Annotated in this window: 18 protein-coding genes; 12 read left to right on the plus strand and 6 right to left on the minus strand. The window is 48.1% G+C overall.

Annotated features, from left to right (window positions below; all coding sequences use genetic code 11):
• Window positions 1-25 precede the first annotated feature (25 nt).
• The 8 genes from KW844_RS03210 to KW844_RS03245 all read left to right on the plus strand — a co-directional run bounded on the left by KW844_RS03210 (window position 26) and on the right by KW844_RS03245 (window position 7,931).
• Complete coding sequence (locus tag KW844_RS03210) at window positions 26-904, plus strand: hypothetical protein (protein WP_218375270.1); 879 nt, start codon at window positions 26-28, stop codon at window positions 902-904.
• 124 nt (window positions 905-1,028) lie between these two features.
• Window positions 1,029-1,871, plus strand: a complete 843-nt coding sequence (locus KW844_RS03215; protein ID WP_218375271.1) for a family 16 glycosylhydrolase — start codon at window positions 1,029-1,031, stop codon at window positions 1,869-1,871.
• A gap of 12 nt (window positions 1,872-1,883) precedes the next feature.
• A complete protein-coding gene (locus tag KW844_RS03220; RefSeq protein WP_218375272.1) occupies window positions 1,884-3,305 on the plus strand; it encodes a glycoside hydrolase family 30 beta sandwich domain-containing protein in 1,422 nt (473 codons plus the stop codon).
• Window positions 3,306-3,325: 20 nt separating this feature from the next.
• A complete protein-coding gene (locus tag KW844_RS03225; RefSeq protein WP_218375273.1) occupies window positions 3,326-4,753 on the plus strand; it encodes a glycoside hydrolase family 30 beta sandwich domain-containing protein in 1,428 nt (475 codons plus the stop codon).
• 84 nt (window positions 4,754-4,837) lie between these two features.
• Entirely contained in the window at window positions 4,838-5,461 is a 624-nt protein-coding gene (locus KW844_RS03230; RefSeq protein ID WP_218375274.1) for a Crp/Fnr family transcriptional regulator, read from the plus strand.
• Between the two features lie 67 nt (window positions 5,462-5,528).
• A complete protein-coding gene (locus KW844_RS03235) occupies window positions 5,529-6,941 on the plus strand; it encodes a rhodanese-like domain-containing protein (protein ID WP_218375275.1) in 1,413 nt (470 codons plus the stop codon).
• Window positions 6,942-6,943: 2 nt separating this feature from the next.
• Window positions 6,944-7,516 carry a YeeE/YedE family protein gene (locus KW844_RS03240; protein ID WP_218375276.1) on the plus strand — a complete coding sequence of 191 codons (573 nt, stop codon included), beginning with the start codon at window positions 6,944-6,946 and terminating at the stop codon, window positions 7,514-7,516.
• Between the two features lie 10 nt (window positions 7,517-7,526).
• Complete coding sequence (locus KW844_RS03245; protein WP_218375277.1) at window positions 7,527-7,931, plus strand: DUF6691 family protein; 405 nt, start codon at window positions 7,527-7,529, stop codon at window positions 7,929-7,931.
• Window positions 7,932-8,055: 124 nt separating this feature from the next.
• On the opposite strand, the gene KW844_RS03250 is transcribed toward KW844_RS03245, so the two are convergent.
• A complete protein-coding gene (locus tag KW844_RS03250; RefSeq protein WP_218375278.1) occupies window positions 8,056-10,323 on the minus strand; it encodes a glycoside hydrolase family 3 protein in 2,268 nt (755 codons plus the stop codon).
• A 112-nt stretch (window positions 10,324-10,435) separates the two neighbouring features.
• Entirely contained in the window at window positions 10,436-11,398 is a 963-nt protein-coding gene (locus tag KW844_RS03255; protein ID WP_218375279.1) for a D-glycerate dehydrogenase, read from the minus strand.
• Between the two features lie 611 nt (window positions 11,399-12,009).
• On the opposite strand from KW844_RS03255, the gene KW844_RS03260 reads away from it, so the two are divergent.
• From KW844_RS03260 to KW844_RS03270, 3 genes are all read left to right on the plus strand, one after another.
• Window positions 12,010-13,509: a glycosyltransferase family 39 protein gene (locus KW844_RS03260; RefSeq protein WP_218375280.1), complete on the plus strand. Its 1,500-nt coding sequence runs from the start codon at window positions 12,010-12,012 to the stop codon at window positions 13,507-13,509.
• 210 nt (window positions 13,510-13,719) lie between these two features.
• Window positions 13,720-14,409, plus strand: coding sequence for a hypothetical protein (locus tag KW844_RS03265; protein WP_218375281.1), 690 nt, complete (start codon window positions 13,720-13,722; stop codon window positions 14,407-14,409).
• A gap of 1 nt (window position 14,410) precedes the next feature.
• A complete protein-coding gene (locus KW844_RS03270) occupies window positions 14,411-14,788 on the plus strand; it encodes a hypothetical protein (RefSeq protein ID WP_218375282.1) in 378 nt (125 codons plus the stop codon).
• A 129-nt stretch (window positions 14,789-14,917) separates the two neighbouring features.
• Here KW844_RS03270 and KW844_RS03275 read toward each other — a convergent pair whose 3' ends face one another.
• The gene (locus KW844_RS03275) at window positions 14,918-15,964 is read right to left on the minus strand and encodes a response regulator (RefSeq protein ID WP_218375283.1); all 1,047 of its coding nucleotides are present in this window, start codon (window positions 15,962-15,964) and stop codon (window positions 14,918-14,920) included.
• A 4-nt stretch (window positions 15,965-15,968) separates the two neighbouring features.
• A complete protein-coding gene (locus KW844_RS03280; protein WP_218375284.1) occupies window positions 15,969-17,279 on the minus strand; it encodes a PAS domain-containing sensor histidine kinase in 1,311 nt (436 codons plus the stop codon).
• Window positions 17,280-17,329: 50 nt separating this feature from the next.
• Between KW844_RS03280 and KW844_RS03285 the strand changes: the two genes are divergently transcribed.
• Window positions 17,330-18,007 carry an epimerase gene (locus tag KW844_RS03285; protein WP_218375285.1) on the plus strand — a complete coding sequence of 226 codons (678 nt, stop codon included), beginning with the start codon at window positions 17,330-17,332 and terminating at the stop codon, window positions 18,005-18,007.
• Between the two features lie 60 nt (window positions 18,008-18,067).
• On the opposite strand, the gene KW844_RS03290 is transcribed toward KW844_RS03285, so the two are convergent.
• Both KW844_RS03290 and KW844_RS03295 read right to left on the minus strand, forming a co-directional pair.
• Window positions 18,068-23,893, minus strand: a complete 5,826-nt coding sequence (locus tag KW844_RS03290; RefSeq protein WP_218375286.1) for an Ig-like domain-containing protein — start codon at window positions 23,891-23,893, stop codon at window positions 18,068-18,070.
• A 116-nt stretch (window positions 23,894-24,009) separates the two neighbouring features.
• Window positions 24,010-25,059: a helix-turn-helix domain-containing protein gene (locus KW844_RS03295; protein WP_218375287.1), complete on the minus strand. Its 1,050-nt coding sequence runs from the start codon at window positions 25,057-25,059 to the stop codon at window positions 24,010-24,012.
• Window positions 25,060-25,181: the final 122 nt, after the last annotated feature.

The following is a 25,181-nucleotide window of genomic DNA, read 5'->3' on the forward strand; positions in this document are numbered from 1 at the left end:
TCAACAACCTTTAAAAAGTCGATTCATGAAATTTGCCAATAAAAATATATTTGCCGCAATGCTGCTGGGCATGAGTGCCTTTGCAGCCTGCACGCCGGAATCAGATAAAAAATCCCTGGGCCCTATTCCTGCCGGTAACTTCAGTGTTACACCGGTGGCTAACGACGGTAACCGTTTTGTGGTAAGCAATACCACCACCGGTGCGTTTATGAGCGTATGGGCCGCCTCTAACGGTGGTGCCTCTACGAAAGTAACGGATACCCTCACCTTCGGTCGAAAAGGTACCTGGGATATTAACCTCACCGCCTATACGCAGGGAGGTGCTGCAATCACAAAGCAACAGGTGACTGTTGCCGCAGATATTCCACCAACACAAATCGTTGGTTTTTATGATCTTACCAAACCTAAGGCAGACACCCAATGGCTGCCGCTGAAAATGGGAGCGGTAGGTACCACTATTACCTATACACCTGCTGGCGTGAATTTTTCAAAGCCGGCTAATACTGCCTCCAACGGTGGTATTTATCGCAAGGTGAAAATCAATCCTGGCCGCGACTATTACCTGCAGGTATTTGCAAGAGGTCAAATGGTTAAACAGGCAGGTGATTCCGCCTGGTTCGAAGCTTACATCGGTAAAGATTTACCGCTGAATAACTTTAATTATGCCACTAACCTGGTAGCGGGTTTCAATACCAACAGCGCTTGTGGCCTGGTAGCCATGAACGGCGATGTGGTACCTGTTGCCTGTACAGGTGCAGCTGCCGGTAAAGCCAGCCTGGTTAAATTCACCGACGCAGCTGATTTCTATATTGTCATTAAAGCAGGAAGTAATTCTTCCGCGAATGGCCTGGGTGCCGCAGGTATCACAGTCGACAGTGTGAAGCTGCTGGAGCAGATCAGATAATATACATTTCGAATAATTCCATCGCCATCAGCGATGGAATTATTCAAAGAAATCCAGTGCCGCAAGCACTGGATTTCTTTGAATAAAAAAAAGGAAATTACCACTCATCAATTTTTTTCCCCTCATGAACGCGGTTGCAGTATCTTTCGTTTCCATGCTGATGGCTTCACAGCTATGCCTGGCCAACAGCGACACTACCTCACCCAAAAAACTACCAGTTCCGGTTGATAAAGCCTGGAAATTTGAACAGACTCCGGTTTGGGCCGATGAGTTTGACTATTCCGGCATGCCCGATCCTGCCAAATGGGGATATGACATTGGCGGCGGTGGTTGGGGAAACCATGAACTGCAATACTACTCCGACAGCGGCAATGCCATCGTTGGCAATGGTGTACTCACCATTACCGCCCGCAAGGAGGAAAAAGAAAACAAACATTATACCTCCGCCCGCGTGATCAGCAAAGGCAAAGGAGATTTCCTGTACGGCCGCTTCGAAATACGAGCAAAACTGCCCGCAGGTAAAGGCACCTGGCCCGCCATCTGGATGCTGCCCACCGATTGGGCGTACGGCGGCTGGCCAAACTCAGGGGAAATTGATATCATGGAACACGTTGGATATAATCCGGGTAAAGTCCATGTAACTATGCATACAAAAGCATACTATTTTAAAATCAATACCCAGAAAACCAGTATAACGGAAGTAGACAGCATCTATGATGCCTTTCATACTTACCGGCTCGATTGGACACCCGCCGCCATCCGCGCTTACATTGATAATAAGCCGGTGTTTGACATGAAGAATGAAGGACAGGGATATTTGGTATGGCCATTCGATAAACGGTTTCACATATTGCTCAACGTAGCCGTAGGAGGCGACTGGGGAGGGAAAGAAGGCGTAGATGACAGCATTTTCCCCACTGCAATGCAGATTGATTACGTTAGAGTGTATAAGATGATAGATCAATAAATCCACGTATAGATGAAAGCAAACAGCAATATCGTTTTATATACCCTCGCTCTTTTGCTGGCGGGTACTACTGCCTATGGCCAGGCAAAGAAAAAAGGGACATCAAAAAATAACAGTAAGGTGGAAGCATGGATCAGTAACCCTGACCGCTCCGCTTTACTGCAAAAACAAACGAATAGCCTTTCTTTTACTAACACCGATAATGGCACTCCCGTAATTGACGTGGATGCTACCAAACAATTTCAATCGATTGATGGCTTTGGATTTACCCTCACCGGCGGCAGTGCCACCCATATTAATCAAATGCCTGGCGCCGCCCAGGACGCGTTGCTGAAAGAATTATTCCTCACCAAAGGCAACGGGATCGGCATCAGCTACCTGCGCCTGAGCATCGCCGCTTCCGACCTCAGCGCGGAAGTATTTACCTACGACGATGTAGCCGGAGATACTGCACTACAGCACTTCTCCATCGATAAAGAAAAAGTGGACCTGATCCCTGTACTGAAAAAAATATTGAAATTAAGCCCCGGCATAAAAATACTGGGTTCCCCATGGACCGCACCGGCATGGATGAAAACAAATAATTCCTTCATCGGCGGCAGCCTGAAACCGGAGTACTACCACGCCTACGCGAACTACTTCGTGAAGTACATCCACGCCATGAAAGCCGAAGGTATCAACATCGATGCTATCACTATTCAGAATGAACCGCTGCATGGGGGCAACAATCCCAGCATGGTCATGCAATCCGCGGAACAGGCGGCATTCGTGAAAGAAGCGCTGGGCCCCGTGTTTAAACAGGCTAAGCTGAAAACCAAGATCATATTGTATGATCACAACTGCGATAAACCGGAGTACCCAATGAACATCCTGGCCGACAAAGACGCCTACCCGTATATCGACGGTTCAGCATTTCACCTTTATGGCGGTCGTATCAGTGCGATGTCTACTGTTCATGATGCCTATCCGGAAAAGCACCTCTACTTCACGGAACAGTGGTCAGACGGTAAGGGTAGCTTCTCCCGGGAACTAACCGGAAACACTACCCGCCTAACGATTGGGGCTATACGAAACTGGAGCCGCAATGTGCTGCAATGGAACCTTACTTCCAATCCGGCCCTGACCCCGCATACGGATAAGGGTGGTTGTGGACAGTGCCTCGGTGGTGTAACAATCGACGGCGCTAACATCACCCGTAACTCTTCTTACTATGTGCTCGGCCATGCTTCTAAATTTGTGGCGCCCGGATCCGTAAGAATCGCCTCCAACGAGCCGGAGCAGCTGGATAATGTGGCATTCCGCACGCAGGAAGGGAAAAAAGTACTGGTAGTAGTAAATAACCATCCTGCTGAGCAGGAGTTTCAGATACGTGAAAATGGTAAACTGGTGGCAGTTAAACTCGGCAGTCACGCCGTAGGTACTTATGTCTGGTAATTAATTATTTTTTTAAAGAGATGAAAAAGACAATTCTGGCAGGTGCTGCGTTCCTGGCCTTTGTGGCGCAGGGTTACAGCCAGCAAAAAAAAGTGACCGTGTACACTACGGCGCAAAATACCGAAATGCGACTGGCTCAAAACGGCACCCTTGAATTCCATGCGATGCCGCAACCTTTTGAAACAGAACCTTGCGTGTTCGTAGATCCCAAAGTTACATTCCAGACTTTCCAGGGTATTGGTGGCGCCCTTACCGACGCTTCCGCCGAAACCTTTTACAAGCTGCCGAAAGAAAAACAGGCCGAACTGCTGAAAGCCTATTTTAATGTTAATAACGGTATTGGCTATACGTTTTCAAGAACCAATATAGCCAGCTGCGATTTCAGCAGCGGTACTTATGCATACGTAGCGGATAACGACAGCGCCCTTAAAACCTTCAACGTACAACACGACCTTCAGTATAAGGTGCCATTCATCAAAGCGGCTACACAGGCGGCTGGCGGAACCTTACCGCTTTTTGTAAGCCCCTGGAGCCCGCCGGCATGGATGAAAGATAACAACAGTGTATTGCAGGGAGGGAAACTGCTGCCGCGTTTTTACCAGGCATGGTCCAACCACTACGTGAAATTCATTAAGGCTTACGAAGCCATGGGCATTCCTGTTTGGGGCCTCAGCGTACAAAATGAGCCAATGGCCAAACAGCGCTGGGAATCCTGCATCTTCACCGCCGAAGAAGAAAGAGATTTTATCAAAAAATTCCTCGGACCAACCCTGGCGAAAAATGGTTTAGGTAACAAAAAACTGATTGCCTGGGATCATAACCGCGACCTGCTGTATCAACGTGCCAGCACCTTGCTGCAGGATAAAGAAGCAGCAAAATACATCTGGGGTATCGGCTACCACTGGTACGAAACCTGGACCGGCAGCGATATGCAGTTCCAGAACGAAAAACTGGTGAACCAGGCATTCCCGAACATAAACCTCGTATTTACAGAAGGCTGTATCGAAAAATTTGATTTCAACCGCCTGCAGGACTGGGCCATCGGCGAGAAGTATGGTTATTCCCTGGTGAATGATTTCAATAGCGGCACCGTAGCCTGGACAGACTGGAACATCCTCCTGGATGAAAACGGTGGTCCGAACCACGTGGGCAACTTCTGCTTTGCCCCCGTGCATGCAGACACTAAAAAAGGTGAACTCATTTATACAAACGCGTATTATTATTTAGGCCATTTTTCAAAATTCATCCGTCCGGGAGCAAAGCGTGTGGTAAGCTCCAGCAGCCGGTCACAGCTGCAAACTACTGCCTTCATCAATAAAGATGGTAAACTGGCGGTAGTGGTCCTCAATGCCAGCGATAAAGAGATCAAATACAATCTCTGGATCAGCGGTAAAGCAGCGCCTGCTGTTAGTCAGCCACACTCTATAAATACTTTAATAGTTGAATAAGTAAAGATTCAAGTATTTCATAACGAGTAGATGATGATATAAAGCCCTCCGTTTCGTCCGGAGGGCTTTTCGTATATTTGCAGTATGGATGTGTTGAACAGTATAACGGCGTTTCAGTCCAGCCCGGAGCTGCGGGAGAAACTTTACGAGTATAGTACGGTGCAAACCTTTAAGGAAGGGGATGTGATCCTGAATGAATGCGCTAATATCCGTGCTATTCCTATCGTTACACGGGGTAGCATGCGTGTGCTCCGTACGGATGAGGACGGGCGTGAAATCCTGCTGTACTATATCCGTGCCGGTGAAAGCTGTATTATGTCATTTCTCGGTGGTTTGCACCAGGAAGAAAGCAAGGTAAAGGCTGTAGTAGAGGAGGAGGCGGAGATTTATTTTCTGCCGGTGGAGAAGGTAGGGCTGTTTATCAAAGAATACCCCGAATGGCTGGATTATATATTCAGATTATACCATAAGCGTTTTGAAGAATTGCTGGAAGTAGTGAATGCAGTGGCTTTCCGCAAAACAGATGAGCGCCTGCTCCAGCTACTCCGTAAAAAAGCGGCTTTAACCAATAGCAATAACCTCCAGGTGACGCACGAACAGCTGGCCAATGAGCTGGGAACGGCCAGGGCAGTGGTTTCCAGGTTGCTGAAGCAACTGGAGGCCGACGGTACGGTGAAGCTGGGAAGAAATAAAATCTCTCTTATGTGACAAATGTCACCGTATAAGAAAACATAATACGTGACCTTTGGTATATCTAATCTAAACGGCTTTTACTATGCAGATAGAACAGATTTATACCGGATGCCTGGCTCAGGGAGCCTATTATATTCAATCCGCCGGAGAAGCGGCCATAATTGACCCTTTAAGAGATACCGCCCCGTACCTGCGTCGCGCAGAGAAAGACGGGGTTACCATCAAATATATTTTTGAAACGCATTTCCATGCCGACTTTGTGTCGGGCCATATTGACCTGCACAAGGCCACCGGCGCGCCTATTGTGTACGGTCCCGGCGCTGACCCTGCCTTTGACGCCATTATCGCTACAGATGGACAGGAATTCAGCATAGGTGACATTACTATTAAAGTATTGCATACACCCGGACATACGCTGGAAAGTGTGACCTACCTGCTCAAAGTTGAGCAGGGGAAGGACTACGCCATTTTCAGTGGCGATACGCTTTTCCTCGGTGATGTGGGGCGCCCGGACCTGGCACAGAAAAAGGACAGTATTACGAAAGAAGACCTCGCCGGCATGCTGTATGATAGCCTGAATAATAAAATCCTGCCCCTTGCAGATGAGGTGATCGTTTATCCTGCCCATGGTGCAGGCTCCGCCTGTGGTAAAAATATGATGAAGGAAACAGTGGACACACTGGGTCATCAGAAAGAAATCAACTACGCGCTGAATCAACCTGACAAGGCTTCGTTCATCAAGTCGGTAACGGACGGCCTGCTGCCGCCGCCGGAATATTTTCCGGCCAACGTGCTGATGAATAAACAAGGCTACCGCAGTATGGACGAGGTGATGAAAAAAGGCCTCATGGCACTGGACCCGCAGGCATTTGAAAATGCGGCCAACAATACCAGGGCGTTGATCCTCGATACCCGAGATAACACGGAGTTTGCAGTAGGATTTGTGCCACAGTCGGTGAATATTGGCCTCCGGGGCGATTTTGCCCCATGGGCAGGTGCGCTTATAGGGGATGTGGAACAGCCAATATTGCTCGTAAGTACGCCAGGTACTGAATCGGAAGCCATTGAGCGACTGGGGCGCGTTGGGTTCGACAATGTGATCGGCTACCTCGACGGTGGTTTCGACAGCTGGAAAAATGCCGGCAAAGTAACGGATACGGTTAAACGTATTTCTGCAGATGAATTTGCAGCACAATACAACAGCGATACTACGGTGATAGATGTACGAAAAGACAGTGAATACAGTGCGTCCCATGTCACAAATGCGGACAGCAAACCGCTCGCTGATATCAGCAGCTGGCTTAAAGAACTGGACCCGGAAAAACATTTTTATGTACACTGCGCAGGAGGCTATCGCAGCATGGCGGCGGCCAGTATCCTGCAAATGCACGGCTATCGCAATTTCAGCGAAGTAGCCGGTGGAATAAATGCTATTAACAAAACATCGGTACCTGTTACCGATTTCGTATGCCAATCAGGAACAACTAATAAATAAGAATGGAACAAATAATAATGTGGCTGCGTCAGCCCTGGCCATGGTATGTGGCCGGGCCGCTGATCGGGCTTACCGTGCCTTTACTGCTGATTTTAGGGAATAAAACTTTCGGGATATCGTCCTCGTTGCGACACGTGTGCGCCGCTTGTATCCCTGCTAAAATTCCTTTTTTTACCTACGAGTGGAAAAAGGAAAAATGGAACTTAGTTTTTGCTTTGGGAATATTACTGGGTGGTTTTCTTGCGATGACCTTTCTGCGGGATGGTACAGCCGTAACTGTACATCCGCACCTGGTAAATGAGTTGTCGGGCTATGGTATAAAGGATTACTCCTCATTGATACCTGCTGACCTGTTTAACTGGCAGCAGCTATTTACCTGGCGTGGTGTCATCATGATGGTGGGTGGTGGCTTCCTGGTAGGCTTTGGAACCCGCTATGCCGGCGGATGTACGAGTGGTCACTCCATCATGGGGTTGTCTTCTTTGCAATGGCCATCGCTGGTAGCTACCTGTTGCTTTATGGCCGGCGGTTTTATTATGGCGAATTTAATTTTACCTTTTATTCTTTCCATCTAAGTAAATTATTATGTTAAAATATTTGCTCGCCGGTATAGCCTTTGGCGTTATACTGGTAAAAGAGGAGCTGGTGAGCTGGTTCCGTATCCAGGAAATGTTTCGTTTGCAATCATTCCATTTGTATGGCATCATCGGCAGTGCCGTTGTGGTGGGTATGATTTCGGTTTTGCTTATTAAAAAGTTTGGTATCAAAACTATTAAGGGAGATGCGATTGTTATCCCTGACAAAAAGTTTCATAAGGGAAATATCTACGGTGGGTTGATTTTCGGGCTGGGCTGGGCGCTCACCGGTGCCTGTCCGGGGCCGCTGCTGGCGCAGGCCGGCGGTGGCGCCACGGTGATCGCGGTTACATTGTTGAGTGCCGTGGCGGGAACGTGGGTATATGGTAAGGTGAGGGAAAGGTTACCGCATTGATGGTTGCGTTATATTTTAATTTATGTAGGTAGAGCCGCAATGCTTGCGGCTCCTCGCTAATATAAAACCGCTTAGATCCCGCTGATGAGCAGGATCTAAGCGGATAGCCACAAGCATTGTGGCTCTACAGGGCTGCCAGGTTTTTTTCCAACATCATTTCTTTTCCGATTTTATATTCGGTAGACGTAATAACCATCTCCGCATTAGCGCCGATTTCTAATTTATAAGTCCCCGGTGTCACTACCCACGCCATCCTCGCTTCATCAAACCATGCGAGATCGGACATCCCCAGCGTTAACTGCACCGTTTCTTTTCCACCGGGTGGCAGGATTCCTGTTTTAGCAAAGGCTTTCAGTTCCCGTACCGGGCGGCCTTGTTTGATGGCTGGTGCAGATACGTACAGTTGTACCACCTCTCTGCCGGGGCGGTTACCACTGTTGGTAACAGTAACGGCTACACGGATGGGTGCCACACCGGGCGCACTGGTCACACGTGGACGGCTATACGTAAAGTTCGTATAGGATAATCCATATCCAAAAGGAAAAGCAGTGGCAATATTATTCGTGGTATATCCCCGGTACCCAACGTAAATATCTTCTGTATACTGTACTTCCGAAGGCTTGCCCATCATAGGATTGCCGTTGTTGCTGCCGCCTGGAAGTTCTTTTCCGGGGAAACCGGCCGATGAGGGCACGTCAGTGTATTGCATGGGAAAGCTGGCTGCTAGTCGCCCGGAAGGATTAATATTTCCGCTGATCACATCTGCGATGCTGCTGCCTCCTTCCTGGCCGGGTTGCCATGCCAGCAGGATCGCATCTGCATACTGGCGCCAGCTGGCTGTTTCAATGACACCTCCTATATTGAGTACTACCACTACTTTTTTATTGTTCGCATGGAATGCTTCACTGATTACTTTCAGCATGGTGCGTTCATCCTCACGGAGGAGGAAATCGTTTTCGATGTTACGGTCGCTGCCCTCACCGGCGTTTCGGCCGATGGTGATGATGGCCACATCCATGTATTTGGCGAGGCGGCTGATGGCCTCTGAATCCGGCTGCTGCTCCGGGATGGGTGGCGGCGTGCTAAAGAGAGATGGTGATTTTGGCAGCTGGGCTGTTTTCTCTGTGATGTAGCGCCCGTATTCAGTTTGTAATCCGGCGTCGAGTACATAACCGCCTTGCAGCATCGCTTTATCGAGATCGGTGACGTAGGCTTTGTTTACATCCCCGCTGCCGGTGCCGCCGGCAATGAGCTTATAGGAGGTAACGCCAAACAGTGCAATTTTCCCTGGTGCAGTAATAGGCAGCGCGCTGTCGTTTTTAAGCAGCACCATACTTTCTGCGGCGGCCCTGCGCACGATGGCGGCGCTGGCGCTGAGGTCCGGCTTATCGGAATATTTATATTTTTTAAAAACGGGGGATTGTACCACCAGTTGCAGAATAGCGGCTACGTTGGCATCCAGCGTTTGGGCGGACAGTGACCCATCCTGCAGGGCGCCGAGCAGGGCTTGCGATTGCGCATAGAAACCGGGCATCAGCAGGTTATTCCAGGCATTGAGCTGTTGCGCGGGGTTGGTGCCACCAAACCAGTCAGTGATTACGGTGCCTTTGAATTTCCATTCATCGCGCAGGATGCGTTTGAGCAACACGGGATTTTCGGAAGTATATACGCCATTGATTTTATTATAGGAAGACATTACCGTCCATGGCTGTCCGTGTTTTACGGCAAGCTGGAACCCGCGGAGGTATAACTCACGGAGGGCACGCTGACTCACGATGGTATTGAGTTGCATGCGATTGAATTCCTGGTTGTTGGCAGCGAAATGTTTAATGGAGGTGCCTACACCGGTGGATTGCACACCCCGAACCATGGCCGCGGCCATATGGCCGGTTAGCAGTGGATCTTCCGAATAGTATTCGAAGTTGCGCCCGCCCAGCGGATTACGCTGTAGGTTCATACCCGGACCAAGGATCACATCAATACCGTATTCCAGCGCTTCCTTACCCATGGCCTTGCCGATTTGTGTTACCAGCGCCGTATCCCAGCTGGAGGCGAGGAGGGTGGCTACGGGGAAGCCAGTGGCAAAGTAAGGTTTGGTGGAATCGCTGTTGCGGTAGGGGTTGATGCGTATGCCTGCGGGGCCGTCGGACAGGATGATGGTGGGGATGCCGAGGCGGGGAATGGCATGTGTGCGGCCGGCGGCACCGGGTACTTTCTCCGGGATGTCATCATCCTTAGGATCGCCGGGCGGCAGGAGGCCGGGTGGGAGGCCTTCAATTTTGAGGCCCATACCTGTTACCAGGCTCACCTTCTCAGCTGCGGTCATAGCTGCAACTACGCGGGGAATACTTTGTTTGTCTGTAAGTCTGATATTGTTTTTATCCTGTGCCATCGTATGAACTGTTAATCCTAACAGGATAGGGATGGACAAGCACGGGGGGATGTTGTACTTCATAGGGAACAGTATCTGCTACCCCCAAGATATTCAATTTACCGTATTTTTTTTAGCTTTTAATAAGACTGGGCAGTGGCTGCCCAGTGGCAGCGGCAATGATGTTTTCTGCGGCCAGCAGCGCCATTTTGCCTCTCGTTACCGAGGTGGCAGAGCCTATGTGCGGTAGTATGGCTACCGTAGGCAGCGACAATAACGGATTATCAGCGCTCATGGGTTCCGGGTTGGTTACGTCCAGTCCGGCGCCCCATATGAGGCCTTCCTGAATAGCTTCGTACAGGGATGTTTCATCGTGAATACCACCTCTGGCGGTGTTAATAAAGATGGACGTCGGTTTCATCTGCCTGAATATATCTTTATTAAACCTGCCTTTTGTTTCCGGTGTAAGGGCGGTGTGTACACTGAGTACGTCACTTTGCTGCAGCAGTTCTTCAAAGGTGACGTAGGTGGCGTTCAATTCTTTTTCAGCAGCAGTATTACGGTGGCGGTTATTGTAGATGATGGGCATATCGAACGCGCGCTGACAGCGGCGGGCGAGTATCGTACCGATGTTCCCGAGTCCCCATACCCCGAGGGTTTTGCCTTCCAGGTCGATGCCCAGGTTAGCGGTAGGATCAGAAAAGCCCCATTCCTGGCTGAGAATGCGCTTATGCATATAAAACGCCTTGCGGGCAACAGATTGCATTAGGAGGAAAGCCACGTCGGCAGTGGATTTGCTGGGTACTCCCGGTACGTTGGTAACGGGAATGCCTATATCTTTTGCAGCAAGAATATCAATATTATCGTAGCCGGCACTCATCAGCGCAATGATTTTCAGGTGACTGCATTTAGTCAGAAATTCACGGTTCATGGCTTTGCCACCGGCATAATATAGTGCGTCGTAGGACTGTAATGTATCCGCCAGTTCATCCGGTGAGAGGCTTCTTTTCTCCTTCCATTCTGTTACCTGTATGCCTGCCTGTTCCATGCGGATGCGGCCTTCAGCAGGAATCACTCTTGTTGCAAAAACCTTCATATATTATTTATTGGTGGTGGGGGTATGTTGCAAAGATAATGCCTTTCCGGTTGTTCTTTGCCGGTGTGAATAAGAGCGCCTTCGGTGTCCTTATCCATGCCGGAGCGCCCTCCGGCCGCTGGCAGGCGGATTCTCCGGAAAACGCGGTAATTAATTTAAAAAAATCTATTCTCTTTTTATACCTTTAGCCCCCGAACAGTGTAACAATGATGAAACGCCACAGCACTCCTGTAGCTGAAAGGCCCTGCTATTAATTCTCTCAGCATCTTGTTGCCTGCTCACTTGTATCAAGCTGATATTAAAACTTATTGATACCAACCACCAGGAGCGGCGCAGCAGCAAGATCCTTGACCGCATGAAGGGTCCCGGGGATGTTCCCCATGCTGCCGGCTTCCATGGTGAAGTGGCAGGCAGACAAAAAACGAACCCTCATCGATTCTTGTGTGCATATTTAGTTCACTGTCCATACTTTGCCCCTGCATTTACTGATTGCTGAGGAAAAATTGCAACAATACTTATGTTCGTTTGTTATAATATGGTATTTTCTTCGGGGGCATGGTATTTGCGCAAGGGTAAAAGCAAGACTGTCACACACTACAACTGGGGTATGCATGATCCAACCGGCGACTAACCTATATGGCTATATTAAAACTGATAAGTGGGTATTTATATCCCTGGTGACTATTTTAATAATGCGGGTGGCTTTTATATGGCTGATGGGACCCATGCCACAAGATGCCTATTATTACTTTTACGGGCAGCATCCTGCGCTCAGCTATTTTGATCATCCGCCAGGTGTGGCGGTACTGACCAGAACTTTTACAGATATTTTCGGGCGGCATAGTTTTGCTATTAAGTTGGGTGATACTGTAGTCACCTTGCTGATGGTGGGTTGCTTTTACCTGCTTGCGAAAAAGTTTCTGAGCCCGCATAAAGTTTGGAAGTCTTTACTGCTGATGCTTTCCACGCTGATGGTCACCATTTTGTCGTTGGTGACTACGCCGGATGTGCCGTTGATGTTGTGGTGGGCAGTATCGCTGTTGTGTTTGTATAAAGTGATATTCGAGCATAAGGGCCATTGGTGGATATGGACAGGAATGGCCATGGGGCTGGCTTTTGATAGTAAATACACCGCAGTGTTGCTGCCGGCTGGTACCGTATTGTTTTTATTACTGAGTGCCCGTAGCAGGCGGTGGTTAATATCTCCGTGGTTCCTGCTTTCCATTGTTTGTTTTTTTGTGGCAATCTCTCCTGTGATCATCTGGAATGTGAATAATGGATTTGCCTCGTTTAAGTTTCAGTCGTCCGAGCGTGCAGGGGATATTGAATTAAACTGGCTGGATGTACTGGGAGTAGTGGGGCATCAGGCTGCTATATTGATACCGGTATTATTTTTTGCACTGTGTTATTTTATCTGGAAAGCTGCGCGGCGCTACGGATGGCGGTGGTGGCGTGTGCCGGAGAAAGAACTCTGGCTGCTATGTTTCTTTTTACCTGTTTTCATTGGCTTCTTCCTGATAAGCCCTGTTTACTGGGTGAAACTCAATTGGATGATGCCTGGTTACATTACGGGAATTATATGGGTAAGTGTTTGGTTGGGTAATCGCTGGCTGCGGTGGCAATACATTATTTCGCTGGTGGTGCACCTGGCTTTGGCGGCAGAGATATTATTTTATCCGGTGCCGGTGAAGTCGGACGATACCTGGGCGGGTTGGCCTGGCCTGGGAAAAGCGGTGCAGCAAATTCACGCAACTTATCCAGATGATTTTATTTTTTCAGCGGACGACTATAAAACCAGTGCTATACTCAACCTTTATATGGGTAAGATGGTTTATTCTCAGAACATAATTGGTAAAAGGGCGCTGGAGTTTGACTATGTGGGCACTGACCTGCAGTCGCTGAAAGGCAGGAATGCTATTTTTATCAATTCGCTGACGGATGTAAAAGATGATATTGACGAGCAGGCCTTTGTGAAGGATTTGCAGCCTTATTTCAGCAGTGTGATACCGCTGGAGCCAATCGTGGTGAAGCGTAACGGCAGGCTGGTAAGGAAATGGCTGGTGTTTCGGTGTATCGGATACAATCCGCCGGCAGAAAAGGTTGTAGAATAACCGATGATTGTCGTCAATGGTTTTATTGATTAGAATCATCATCGATTGTATAAACATCATTTTGTTTTAGATGTCAGGTGTATTAGATTTGTTGTACAGTTAACATCTATCTAAAGTTAAACGGATGGCGGTCTTTACCGGTATCTCGTCACCGCAGCTAGCTGCGGTGACATTTTTTCCAGTGACAATTACAATTAAAAGTACCATCATATGTATACTGAATTTTCTCTCAACTCAATTCAACAAAGATTCTGCGAAGGTTTTCTGTTTTTTCCGTTTAAGCAGTTGAAGAAGTCAGGTAACTATATATACAAGCAGTATAAGCCTAATTCCGGTATCCGCCAGGTGCTGGAGGAACGGAAAGTGGCGTTTGATTTTCATGTTTTCTTTGCACAGCAGTTGTTGGAGAAGATCAACAAGGTGGCCATTCCAAACGGAATAGCACTGATGCGCCAGGTAGAACGGTTGTTTGAAAGCAATAACAGGTCGGAGCATACTACTGCTGCGGTATTTACCACCTTTACGGATATGCTCAGCACTTATTACAATGAGTTATCCAACTATCAGTCGGTGGTATTACTGCGTCAGCAGGAGGCGGCCAAGCCCATGGTGAAGCGTGCGCCTGACTGTACCAATGCCGGCAATGTATACAGCAATGAGTGGTCGCACCTGATCAAGCAGTTTATTTTAAACGGCAATACGGTCATAGAATTTTTACAGGAAAACCTTGACACAGAAAATAGTTATAACCACCTGCCATCCGATTGTACCCGTCAGGATGTAGAAGAAGTAATAGTGGCTATCAGAGCCTTTAATACTATCCAGTACCAGCTTATTTCCGTACTCCAGCAGTGGAACCAGCGGCAACAGCAGCACAACAGGCAGGTATATCTGAACTAGTATGCAATATTTAGAGAATAGCACTCATTCAAAGGCGGAACTGGACAGGATTTGTTGTTCATGGTTAACAATAGTAGAGGATCTGAGAGAAGAAAATGCGTTGTTAATCCGGCTGCTGGCTGCAGTATTATCGACCACCGTTTCTCAGGAGTTTGTGGAAGCCGCTGAAAAATACCAGGCCAGGTTTCTTATTGTTGAAGAAGGACTACTTTTATTACGTCATGAAATAGGTGAACAAAGGCAATGGCTTAAAGGCAAACAAAAAGGTACAAATCCACATTCGCCCGAAAGATTGCAACGCGATATAGACCGTACTGAGCTGGACTTTGTAACACTCAGGGCCAACTTCCTGCAATTTGCAGGGGGGGAGCACAAATAGTATTACTTGTATTAGATTGTATTTTATGTTTTTGAAAAAGTCCCGGTGCTATATAGCACCGGGACTTTTTCAAAAAGCAGGGTCGCATAGGGTGATCCTGCTTTTTGAAAGCCTTAGAGAACAAAAAAATCACGCTATAATAGTCGCTAACTTCTCTCTGTCAGTTATAATAATATCTCCTTCTTTTAACTGTATCAGCGATTCATTTCGGAAATCCCCGAGCGTTCTTATCAGTGATTCCTTGGCTACACCAGCCATGGCAGCCAGGTTTTCGCGACTGATATGCAGCGTATATTCGTTACCGGTATCATTGAATTTTTTATCCATCGTCAGCAGGGCTTCCGCTACTTTTTTACGGAGCGAATTGTAGGCGAGCCCAATCAGCTGCTGCTCGCGTTCTGCCGCATTCCTGGCCAGCAGCTGCACAAACTTACGCATCACCTGCGGATGCTGATTGATCAGTAGCTCAAAATCCGCCATTGGTATGAGTCCCAGCACACTGTCTTCCATACACTCGGCATCTTCCTGGTAAGCGCTTTCCTGCATCATGGCCTGGTAGCCAAAGAAATCGCCTTCGTTATATAATCCAACAATCAGTTCTTTGCCTTCTTCATTTCTTTTGGAGATTTTAATTTTCCCCTGGATTATATAGTAGAGGTACTGCGGCTGGTTTCCTTCGGCATATACCTGCTGCTTCTTTTTGAAGTGATTGGTGGGCTTATGCTGCTTCAGGGTTTCGAGCAGTTCCTGCGCGCTTAAATGCTGCAGGAGCTGTGTAGTGCTTGCTACCGGTTCATATTGCAGTTCTGTGCGCCTGCGCAGCCGGGATGCGATCGCATTTAGTAATTCCGTGCCTTCAAAAGGTTTGGTAATATAGTCATCAGCTCCCAGGTCCATGCCTTTGCGCATATCATTGCGCTCCGTTTTAGCGGTCAGGAATATGAAAGGAGTATGCTGAAGTGTTTCATTTTTATGTAGCAGGTGCAACACGCCGAATCCATCCAGGACCGGCATAATAATATCACATACAATCAGGTCGGGCTTATGCTCTATAGCCATAGCCACGCCTGTTTTACCGTTGGTTGCAGTTAACACCTGGTAGTTGGCCAATTCAAGGATTTCGGTCATGTTATCCAAAATCTCCCGATTGTCTTCAATCAATAAAATTTTCTCCATAAGCTTAAATTTCCCGCACAGGAAAGGTTACAATGAACTCAGTCCCTTCGTTGATACGAGAGTGGCATTCGATGTTACCGCCCATTATTTCGGTGTACCGCGATACGATATGTAAGCCCAAGCCAGTACCCTGGATATGAGATACATTGCTACCCCGGAAAAACCGCTCAAATAAATGCTGGCGGTCCTCCTCCGAAATGCCGATTCCATTGTCCCTGACATACAGTTGCAGGTGATGTCGATGATCGCTATTGCTCCGGACAGTGATAACAGATCCTTCCGGTGAAAATTTAATGGCATTGGACACCAGGTTCATCACAATATGTTTCAGGAGGCCCGGGTCGAGCATTGCTTCCTGCTCCCCTTCATGTGTATACGCTACCTGTTGTGATGCCTTTTGTAGTCCCTGCATTTCGCTAATGACAGTGCCTATTAGTTTGCCCGGCTCAAAGGTACTATTCCGGACCTGAATTTTTCCTTCCTCTATTTTACCTACAGAAAGGAAATCATTCAAAATATCAGTTAACATATTAACAGAAGAAACGATCCGCTGGATATGTTTATCTCGTTTCAATTGATCTTCACTGGTTTGGTACTGGCTGATCAGGTATACAGAAGATAAGATGGTGCTTAAAGGAGTACGGAACTCGTGGGAAGCCAGTGACACAAACCTGGATTTCAGCTCATTCAACTCTTTTTCTTTCTCCAGGGCCTGCCTTAATTCCGCTTCTGCACTTTTCTTTTCTGATATATCGATAGCTATGCCAACATAACCTGTAATTTGGTTGGCATTCCTGATGGCGCTGATAGTGAGTGAGACCGGCAGCTTAGTGCCATCCCGGCGAAGATAGTTCCATTCGTACTCATTAGGCATGTTCAGCTTTGCTCTTATGGTAAGTGTGTCCAGGCCCGGGTCAACAATTTGCTGCAGCTGCAGGGAAAACTCGGCGGCCCGGGTTTCCATTTCTGCAACGTCATGAAACAGGAGGGGGGATTCTATCTCAATCACATCCACGGCCCTGTAACCCAGCAGACGCTCGGCCGTAGGGTTAAAGTAACGGATATAGCCTTCCGGACTAAACACCATCATAATGGCATCGGCATTGTTCCAGATGCTGTTCAGGAAGCTGTTCATGCGCTGCAAGGCATTGTCCTTGGCCTCTTCCGCACGGAGCCTGTTTTTCAGTTCTTCCACTGAATGGGTAAGTGCGCGCGTACGCTCTTCCAGCTGGCTGTCAAACAAAGCCTGCTGTTCGGCACTAAACCCTATAATTTGCCCCTTGTTGCTGATGGTCATATGAATACGGTCATACATAAATTTAAGGATTCCAGTTACTTTCTGTAACTTTCCAATGACATATTTCGATGAAAATTAATGTGATCATAACAGGTACGACCGGTATGGTGGGCGAAGGCGTTTTGTATGAATGCCTCGAACATCCTGACATTGCCGCTGTTCTGGTCATTAATCGCAAGACCTGTGGCGTAGTGCATCCCAAACTCAAAGAAATAATTCACCACAATTTCTTTGATATTACTGCAATTGTTCCGCAGTTACGCGGATATGATGCCTGTTATTTTTGCCTGGGCGTTTCCTCCCTCGGTATGAAAGAGGAAATTTACAGGCATTTTACCTACGATCTCACCTTGCATATGGCAGGTGTGTTTGCGGAGCAAAACCCTGGAATGACGTTCTGCTACGTGTCGGGCGCCGGCACAGATACCACCGGTACCAGCAGGCGCATGTGGGCAAAAATAAAGGGGCAGACGGAAAACGACCTGCAGCAGCTACCTTTTAAGGCAGTATACAATTTCCGGCCAGCCTATATACAGCCTATGCGCGGTTCAAAGAACACTCATAGATTCTATTACGCTTTGGCATGGCTTTACCCCCTATGGCGATGGGGATTTCGGAGTTATGTATGTACCCTGGGAGAGCTCGGTAGGGCTATGATAACGGTAACAAGACAAGGATATAGTAAAAATACGCTGGAGTCGGGGGATATTGTGCGGGTGTTAAAAACTTCTTCTTCCGGGAATTAAAAAAGCGCCATAGGCGCTTTTTTAATTCTTTCGCCATCGGCGAAAGGTAAGTCCGGGGTATTATCGGATAATGGTAATAAACCCTTTCATCCGGTGCTTACCATTCTCAAATTCCAATATATAATAATAAGTCCCTTCTGATAACGGCTGTCCGTTTACAGTACCATTCCAATTATTGGTATACTGTTTGGCACTATATACGAGCCTGCCGCTACGGTCAAAAATCTTTAACTCATTCTGGCGGTACATATCAATATTCTTAATCACCCAGGTATCGTTTATACCATCCCCATTTGGAGTGAGCATATTCGTTGCTGTCAGGTTGAAATCGCTTTTCACGCTGATGGTGATATCTTTTTTCACGCTGCAACCTGCGGTGCTGGTGATAGTTACCTCATACCGGGCATCGCTTTCCGGGCGGGATACCGGGTTGGCAATACTGCTGTTGCTGAGTGTGGCCGTGGAAGTCCAGTTGTAGCTGTCGCCACCATCAGCCTGCAATTGTACCACGGAGCCTTTGCTGATATTGGTATTATTGGCAGATATGGTTCCTACCGGTAACGGATGTACGGTAACTGTTACAGGTACGCTCGTTTTACGGAAACCATTGGCATAGGTGACTTGCACCTGATAGTTGCCGGATGCCGACGCTTCCAGCGTTTGTGCGGTGGCGTTAGTGACGGCTATGCCATCGTGCAGCCATTGCCAGGCTGCCCCGGGTGTGGCGGTGAGTACCACCCTATCTCCCTGACAAAAAACTACTCCGCTACCAGCGCTGATTGCTGCCTCCGGCCATGCGAGCACTTCTATGTCAAAGGTGACTGGTGCGGCTGGTTCATAAGTCCCGGTGCCAGTTTGCGAGAGAGTGATGATGGCTTTACCTGGCTGCTCAAATCGCAGATGGCCACCCTGGATGCTAACAATCTGCGGGTTGCCCGACTGAATACTTACCGGCAAACCTGCACTGGATAAAGCTTTTAGGTCATAGTCTGCGTCCCCTTCGTGGATAACTCCCGGGGCGGTATACTGTATTTGCTGCTGCAGCTTGTTCACATTGACGGTGATAGTGGCGGCAAGCCCTTGCGGGTTGGTACTATTAGCGTCTACAGCTAAGGTGCCTGCTAATCCGTAAGTACCAGCAGTGTTACCATCAAAATTACCAGGCAGCCAGGTGATGGCCGCATCAGCATGGTCGCCATTATCATAGCTGATGCGGGCGGTAGCTGGTAGTGTAAGCTGCTGGAACGCTGTACCTACCGGTACGGTGACATTGTTAAGCGCTGCTACCGCTGTCATATTCCGTTTGTCCACTATTACCTGCATGCCTGCGAATAACTGGTTACGGTTGTCAGTAACGGCATCCATGATAACCTTTCCGGTATAGGTATAGTGGCCCGCTTGTGCAGTGTTTGTATTACCCGCCCAGCTGATGCCGGCCGCGGCGGAGGTTACATCGCTATAAATAATGTTAACGGTGGCGGGTATACGAATATCCGCAGGATCACTGCCCAGTGTTACGTGTATGTCGGCGAGCCTGCTGATGCTACTGATAAAACGCTTATCCACTGTTACCTGCACCTGGGCAGTTGCTCCGGCCGGATTATCCGTATTAACATCTATCTGTAAGTTGCCTGTGAGGGTATATGTTTGCGGTAATACCGGATCATAGCTGCCGGTGAGCCAGCTGACAGGCACCTGGGCCTTACTTCCATTATCAAAATCTACCTGGATGCTGGCCGGGAATCCTGTCTGGTTGAAAGCCGTGTTATAAGCTACGTTGATGGCTGCTGGTGAATGCACCACGCTTACCAGGCGTTTTTTCACTATCACCTGCGTACTGGTCTGTACATTATTACGGTTGTCCGTTTCGGCATCCAATACCGGGACACCCTGGTAGGTATACGTTCCGGCAGTTTCCGTATCCGTACTTCCTGTCCAGCTGAATGGCACCATGGCGGTAGTGCCGTCGCTGAAGGTGGTGGAAAGGTTAGCCGGCAAAGTAATGCTGGCAGGGTCACTGCTGAGTGGTACCGTAATATCCGCCGCTGCGGTGATAGCGGTGATGTAACGTTTATCCACCATCACTTCCTGCGTTACCTGCAGGTTATTGCGGTTGTCCGATACATTATCCATTACCAGCGTACCGGTGTAAGTATAGGTGCCGGCAGTGAAGAAATCAGCGTTGCCGTTCCAGGTAAGGCTCGTAATAATGTTTGATTGATCGCTGTACACAGCATGGATATTTGCAGGTAGCTGTAAAGCCGCTGCGGAACTTCCATATGGCACATGGATCGGCGGGAGTATAGCCGTTGCCGTTACATAGCGTTTGTCTACTATCACTTTCGCATGCAGGCTAATATTATCCGGGTTCAGCGTGTTAGCATCCAGCGTGAATGTAGCCGGGAGGAGGTATTCACCGGGAGTGGCCGGCTGGTATGCCGCACCATCCCAGCTGATGCTGGCAGCAACTGATGTATGATCATCAAAAGAAAGCTGCGTTGTTGCCGGCAATCCAATGTTGTAAAACGTTGTATTGTAGGGTACGGTAATATCCCCTACAGGCGCGATACCGGTGAGATTACGTTTATCCACAATCACTTCCTGCGTTACCTGCAGGTTGTTACGATTGTCCGATACATTATCCATTACCAGCGTACCGGTGTAGGTATAGATGCCGGCAGTGAAGAAATCAGCGTTGCCATTCCAGGTGATACCGGTGTTAACCGTAGCATTATCAATATAGGTACCTGCTACGGTTGATGGCAGCACTAACGCGGATGCATTACTGCCAAACGGCACATGTATCGGTGGCAGTGTAGCCGTTGCTGTTATATATCGTTTATCTACCGTGATGTTTATAATGGCTTTTAAATTTAAGTTATTGGTGGAGATGGCATCTGCCACTGGATCTCCATTGATGGTGTAAGTACCTGGTATCAGGCGATTGTAAGTTCCTTCCTGCCAGTTGATAGCGATATTTTCTTTTAAATTACTGTTATAGATGGTGTATAAGGTGGCTGGCAAAGGCAGTTGAGCAAACGCAGTGCCGTAAGCAACAGTGGCTCCCGCTGGTGATTCCAGTGTTTGCATATTACGTTTTACCACACTGATGGTAAACGTAGGAATGATACCCAGGGCATTATCTGTTTTGCTATCCAGTTGTATACTGCCGGTAAAAACATAATTGCCAATGGTATTGTAATCAGCAGTACCATTCCAGATTACAGGGTAACTGGTATTAGTACCATCGCTGAGGCTTACGGCTATTTGAGCTGGTTTTACCAATGGGCCGGAGTAGCCTACCGGCAACACTGCAACAGGAATTGTCGTATACGCTGTAAGGTGCCTTTTCTCCAGGATAACGGTAATGGATGTACTTAAACCATTCGGATTGGTATACCCTTGAGGAGGATTCAGTGTACCGGTAAACGTGTAAGTTCCCGGACTGGCAGGGTTATAGCTGGTCGTGTTCCAGGTAACCGGTACCTGTTCCTGGAACCCCTGGTTTACTATATTTACAAATACCTTGGATGGCAGAGTCAACCCGCTCAGTGAAGTGCCATATGGCCTGGTAATATCACCTGCTGCTGCAATACTCCGGATGATCTTTGGGCCAACAACATAAGGCTGGCTAATGACAGTTTTATTATCTCCATCATCAAATACATTGAAAATAATACCGCCATATAAAATCTTCGGACCCACAGACTGTGTTTGTAAATTGTCTGTATTCCATAACAGTGGCCTGTCTTCTATTTCGCCGGTATTGTAGGTTATCTTAACCGTAGCAGGTAAAACTACCGTAGCAGGTGCGGTGCCAAAAGGGATATTCATGGATGGCAGCGAGGCAATAGCTACTATCTTCCGTTTCGCCAGCGTTACTGCTGCTGCCTGGGTAGTCACGTTTCCTGCGAGATCCCTTGCGGTTACATTCAGGTTAGTGGTACCCATGTTAGATGCCCAGTTTAGGGTAGTGGTATTAAAACCATATACCATTTCACCCGGTGTTGTATAGTTATCGGTGGCCGAAAGCGTAAGGTCCGCCATGGTTACAGTGGCAGCCCCCTGGCTATTGGGATATACCGTCAGCGGGTTCACCGTTAATGCAGGTGCTGTTCTGTCAATAGTGATAGGTACACCAGCAGTAAATGAGGTACTGGTGATTTTTGAAATATTTCCCGCTGCATCACCAAAGCTACAATCTGGTACCACTAACCCTTCCGGAGTGTTGCTTTGTACTATTACATAGGCCCGATAGTTATTACCGGTAGCAGTGGTGGACATATTAATGCCGGAGATAGTGCCGCCTGCCGACGTCACTGGTTCGTTCGTGTTAAAGGTGATCGATACAACGTCGCCAGCCTTTGCAAAACGGGACGGAGTAATGCCATTGTTGGAGCCCATCACAGGCGTACGTAGCTCCGGCGGCGTACGATCAATGGTGTACCCCTGATCCGACATCATGAAATTTAAAACCCTGTAATCAAGGCCATTATCGTTAATCATGGTCAGGCCAACGGTTCCTTCAGTACTTGGGGTAACTGTAATGATCCAGGCACGCAAGTCCATTGGATCGTTTTGCAGATTAGTGATAGCAGAGGTGGCAGTTCCGGATAGCTGGAAGTTGGCTACCGAAAGCCCTGAAATGGCCGTGGTAAACATTACCCGAAATCTCACGCTGGCGGCATTTGTTCTTAATTTATCCATTCCCGTAAAGGAGGTAGTGGTAGCTGTGTTACGCCAGGGCGATTCTATTGCGCCCATATCCACCGTGCCTGCAAAAATTCTGTTATTGCCGTTATAATCCTGCGTTAAACCACTTGCCACTGTATTGTTCCCATTATTTATTACATCTGAATTTTCACCAGGCATAAAGTTCTCCTGGGCATAGCCAGGCCAAAGGCGCTCAATCCCCGTTTCATCGTGCAGGGTAAAATTGAAACCGGAAGTAACGGCTCCTGGATCATAAGAGGCCACCATTCCATTTGCATTGGTCTTGTTCAGTGCAAAAATGTTGTTATAAACAAGGATATTAATTTTTCCTAACACAAATCTCGGGGCGCGATTGTCATAGAAGCTGCAGTTCATCACTTTTAATTCCCGCGGGTCGTAGGAATTGTTTGTAATAATGTTACCATCATCATCATCAGTCGTATTGCCAATGAAAATGGAGTTGGAAACAGTAGCAGGGGAAGCTGTGAAATATAGCGCCGCTCCCTGGTAGCCGTAGTTGTTCTTAAACAAGCAGCGGTCTATCACTACGGTACTGTTGGTGCTATAAACAGCGCCGCCATTGAGGGAGCTGTTATTTTTCAAAATACATTGCCGCAAAGTAAGCGTACCGTTGTTCACCTGGATACCGCCTCCGGCTGACTCGCTGGCCACAATGCTGGCAGAATAATATATGTGTGCAGGTGGATTCCTGTTCTGGGCAAAACCGCCGGCAATGGTAACACCCTGAAGTTCCAGTGAACGGGCCAATACTGTAAATATACGTATAGGCTTGTTGTTATTGGCCAGGGATGGATCTCCGAAAGTGGTGATATACAGGGTGGGGTTTGCTGATTCCAAACCCATTGTTCCGGAGGCATTGGAAGGAAAGCCACCATAAATACTCAGGTTATTTAAAACGTTATACGTTTTGGTACCTGGTACGGAGGAGTAAACGGGGATGGCGGGAACATAGGTGCCCTCTGCCACATATATTTTGTTAACAGCAGGGTCGTTGGTATTGGCTGCAATAGCATCATCCATGTTGTTGAATGCCGTAGCCCAGCTTCTGCCATCGCCGCCAGGTGTGGCTAACTTTTTTACGTAGCAGATATTTTGTGCAAAGAGCTGGAAGGATATCAGCAGGAACAGGAAGGAGGTGCAAACTTTTTTCATGTATATGAAAATTTGAAAGGGACGCATACTAAATGGCATGTTTAAACGGCAGGGATGTATCGGTTTAAACGTGCAAAGATAGGCGGGGGGCTTACTCCAATGTGTTCATATACCACTCACTTGTGTTCAGCGGTGGCAGGAAAAATCTTCTGCCTGAACGCAGAAGGCGTAATGCCAAAATTAGCTTTAAACAGGCGGGTGAAATTGGCCGGATTGCGGAATCCCAATGTGAGCGCTACTTCCTTCACACTTACCTGCTGTTGCAGGCTTTCATAGGCAAAGTTCATTTGTACCTTCGTGAAATATTCATGTGTTGTATTTCCGGTGAGATGTAAAAAATGTCGGCGCATGGTGGCCTCGCTCATGCCTGCAAGTGCCGCCAGGAACGGAATCCCCGGAAATCCCGCGCGGTAATGTTGTTCGAGGTAATGTATGATGCGGTTTACGGACATTTCGTGGGAACCATTGCTGCCCAGCAATGCCTCCGCCGGCTGTGAAAGCAAAGAGAAAATATTACTGATAAGGCTATACGCAAATTTGCGCAGCAGCAGTGGAAATAGTGGGGAGCGCGGCGTTTCCTCCAGCAGTGCATTCAGTTCGCGTAAGGGGTCTGTATTGAAATGATGAGAACGTATGGCAATGCGGTCCGATGTTTTGTTGATAATGCACATCAGCGCGTGCTCCTCCGGTATGACAGCCAGGTTCACCCGTTTCTCCAGCCACTCGCGTGTAAATGCGAAAATGCGGGAGTCGATCACAGCGCCGGCTTTCATCGTGGTTTCGTAGCCATATTGGTTGTTGTAGAAGCTACAGATTTCTTTGCCGCCCAACACTTCACCACCAGCGTTGGGTACCAGTGGCTTCCTTTCCACATCGCCTGTATAGTTGGCGTAAGCCAGGTAATAAAAATCGCTGTTGGAGTTGGGTGCCAGGTGATAATGGGTGTCCTGCTTTGCCTGAATATGTACCGATACCAGCATGCAGCCTTTTTCCAACATTTCGTATGACACGCGTTCGTAACGCTGTTCCGTTTCGGTAATGCGTGGTGCAAGCCGGGTATGTGCATCTGGTTTGCCGGTTTTGGCTGGCAGCGACTGTGTTTCAGCTATATTATCAAGGTCCCGTACTTTCCAGCTCAGGCTGGCACTTTTTGGCGCTTCAGGCATTGGAATAGTGGTATAGGTATGGGGTAAAAATAACAAAATAGTTGCAAATCTTCAGTCGTGTTATCATCAACAGACAGCGCCTTCCGCACCAGGCAAATCATGAAAAAATGTGGTGTAGGGCA

It is taken from the genome of Chitinophaga sp. sic0106, from assembly GCF_019219075.1.
In the GTDB taxonomy this organism is placed as follows: Bacteria; Bacteroidota; Bacteroidia; order Chitinophagales; family Chitinophagaceae; genus Chitinophaga.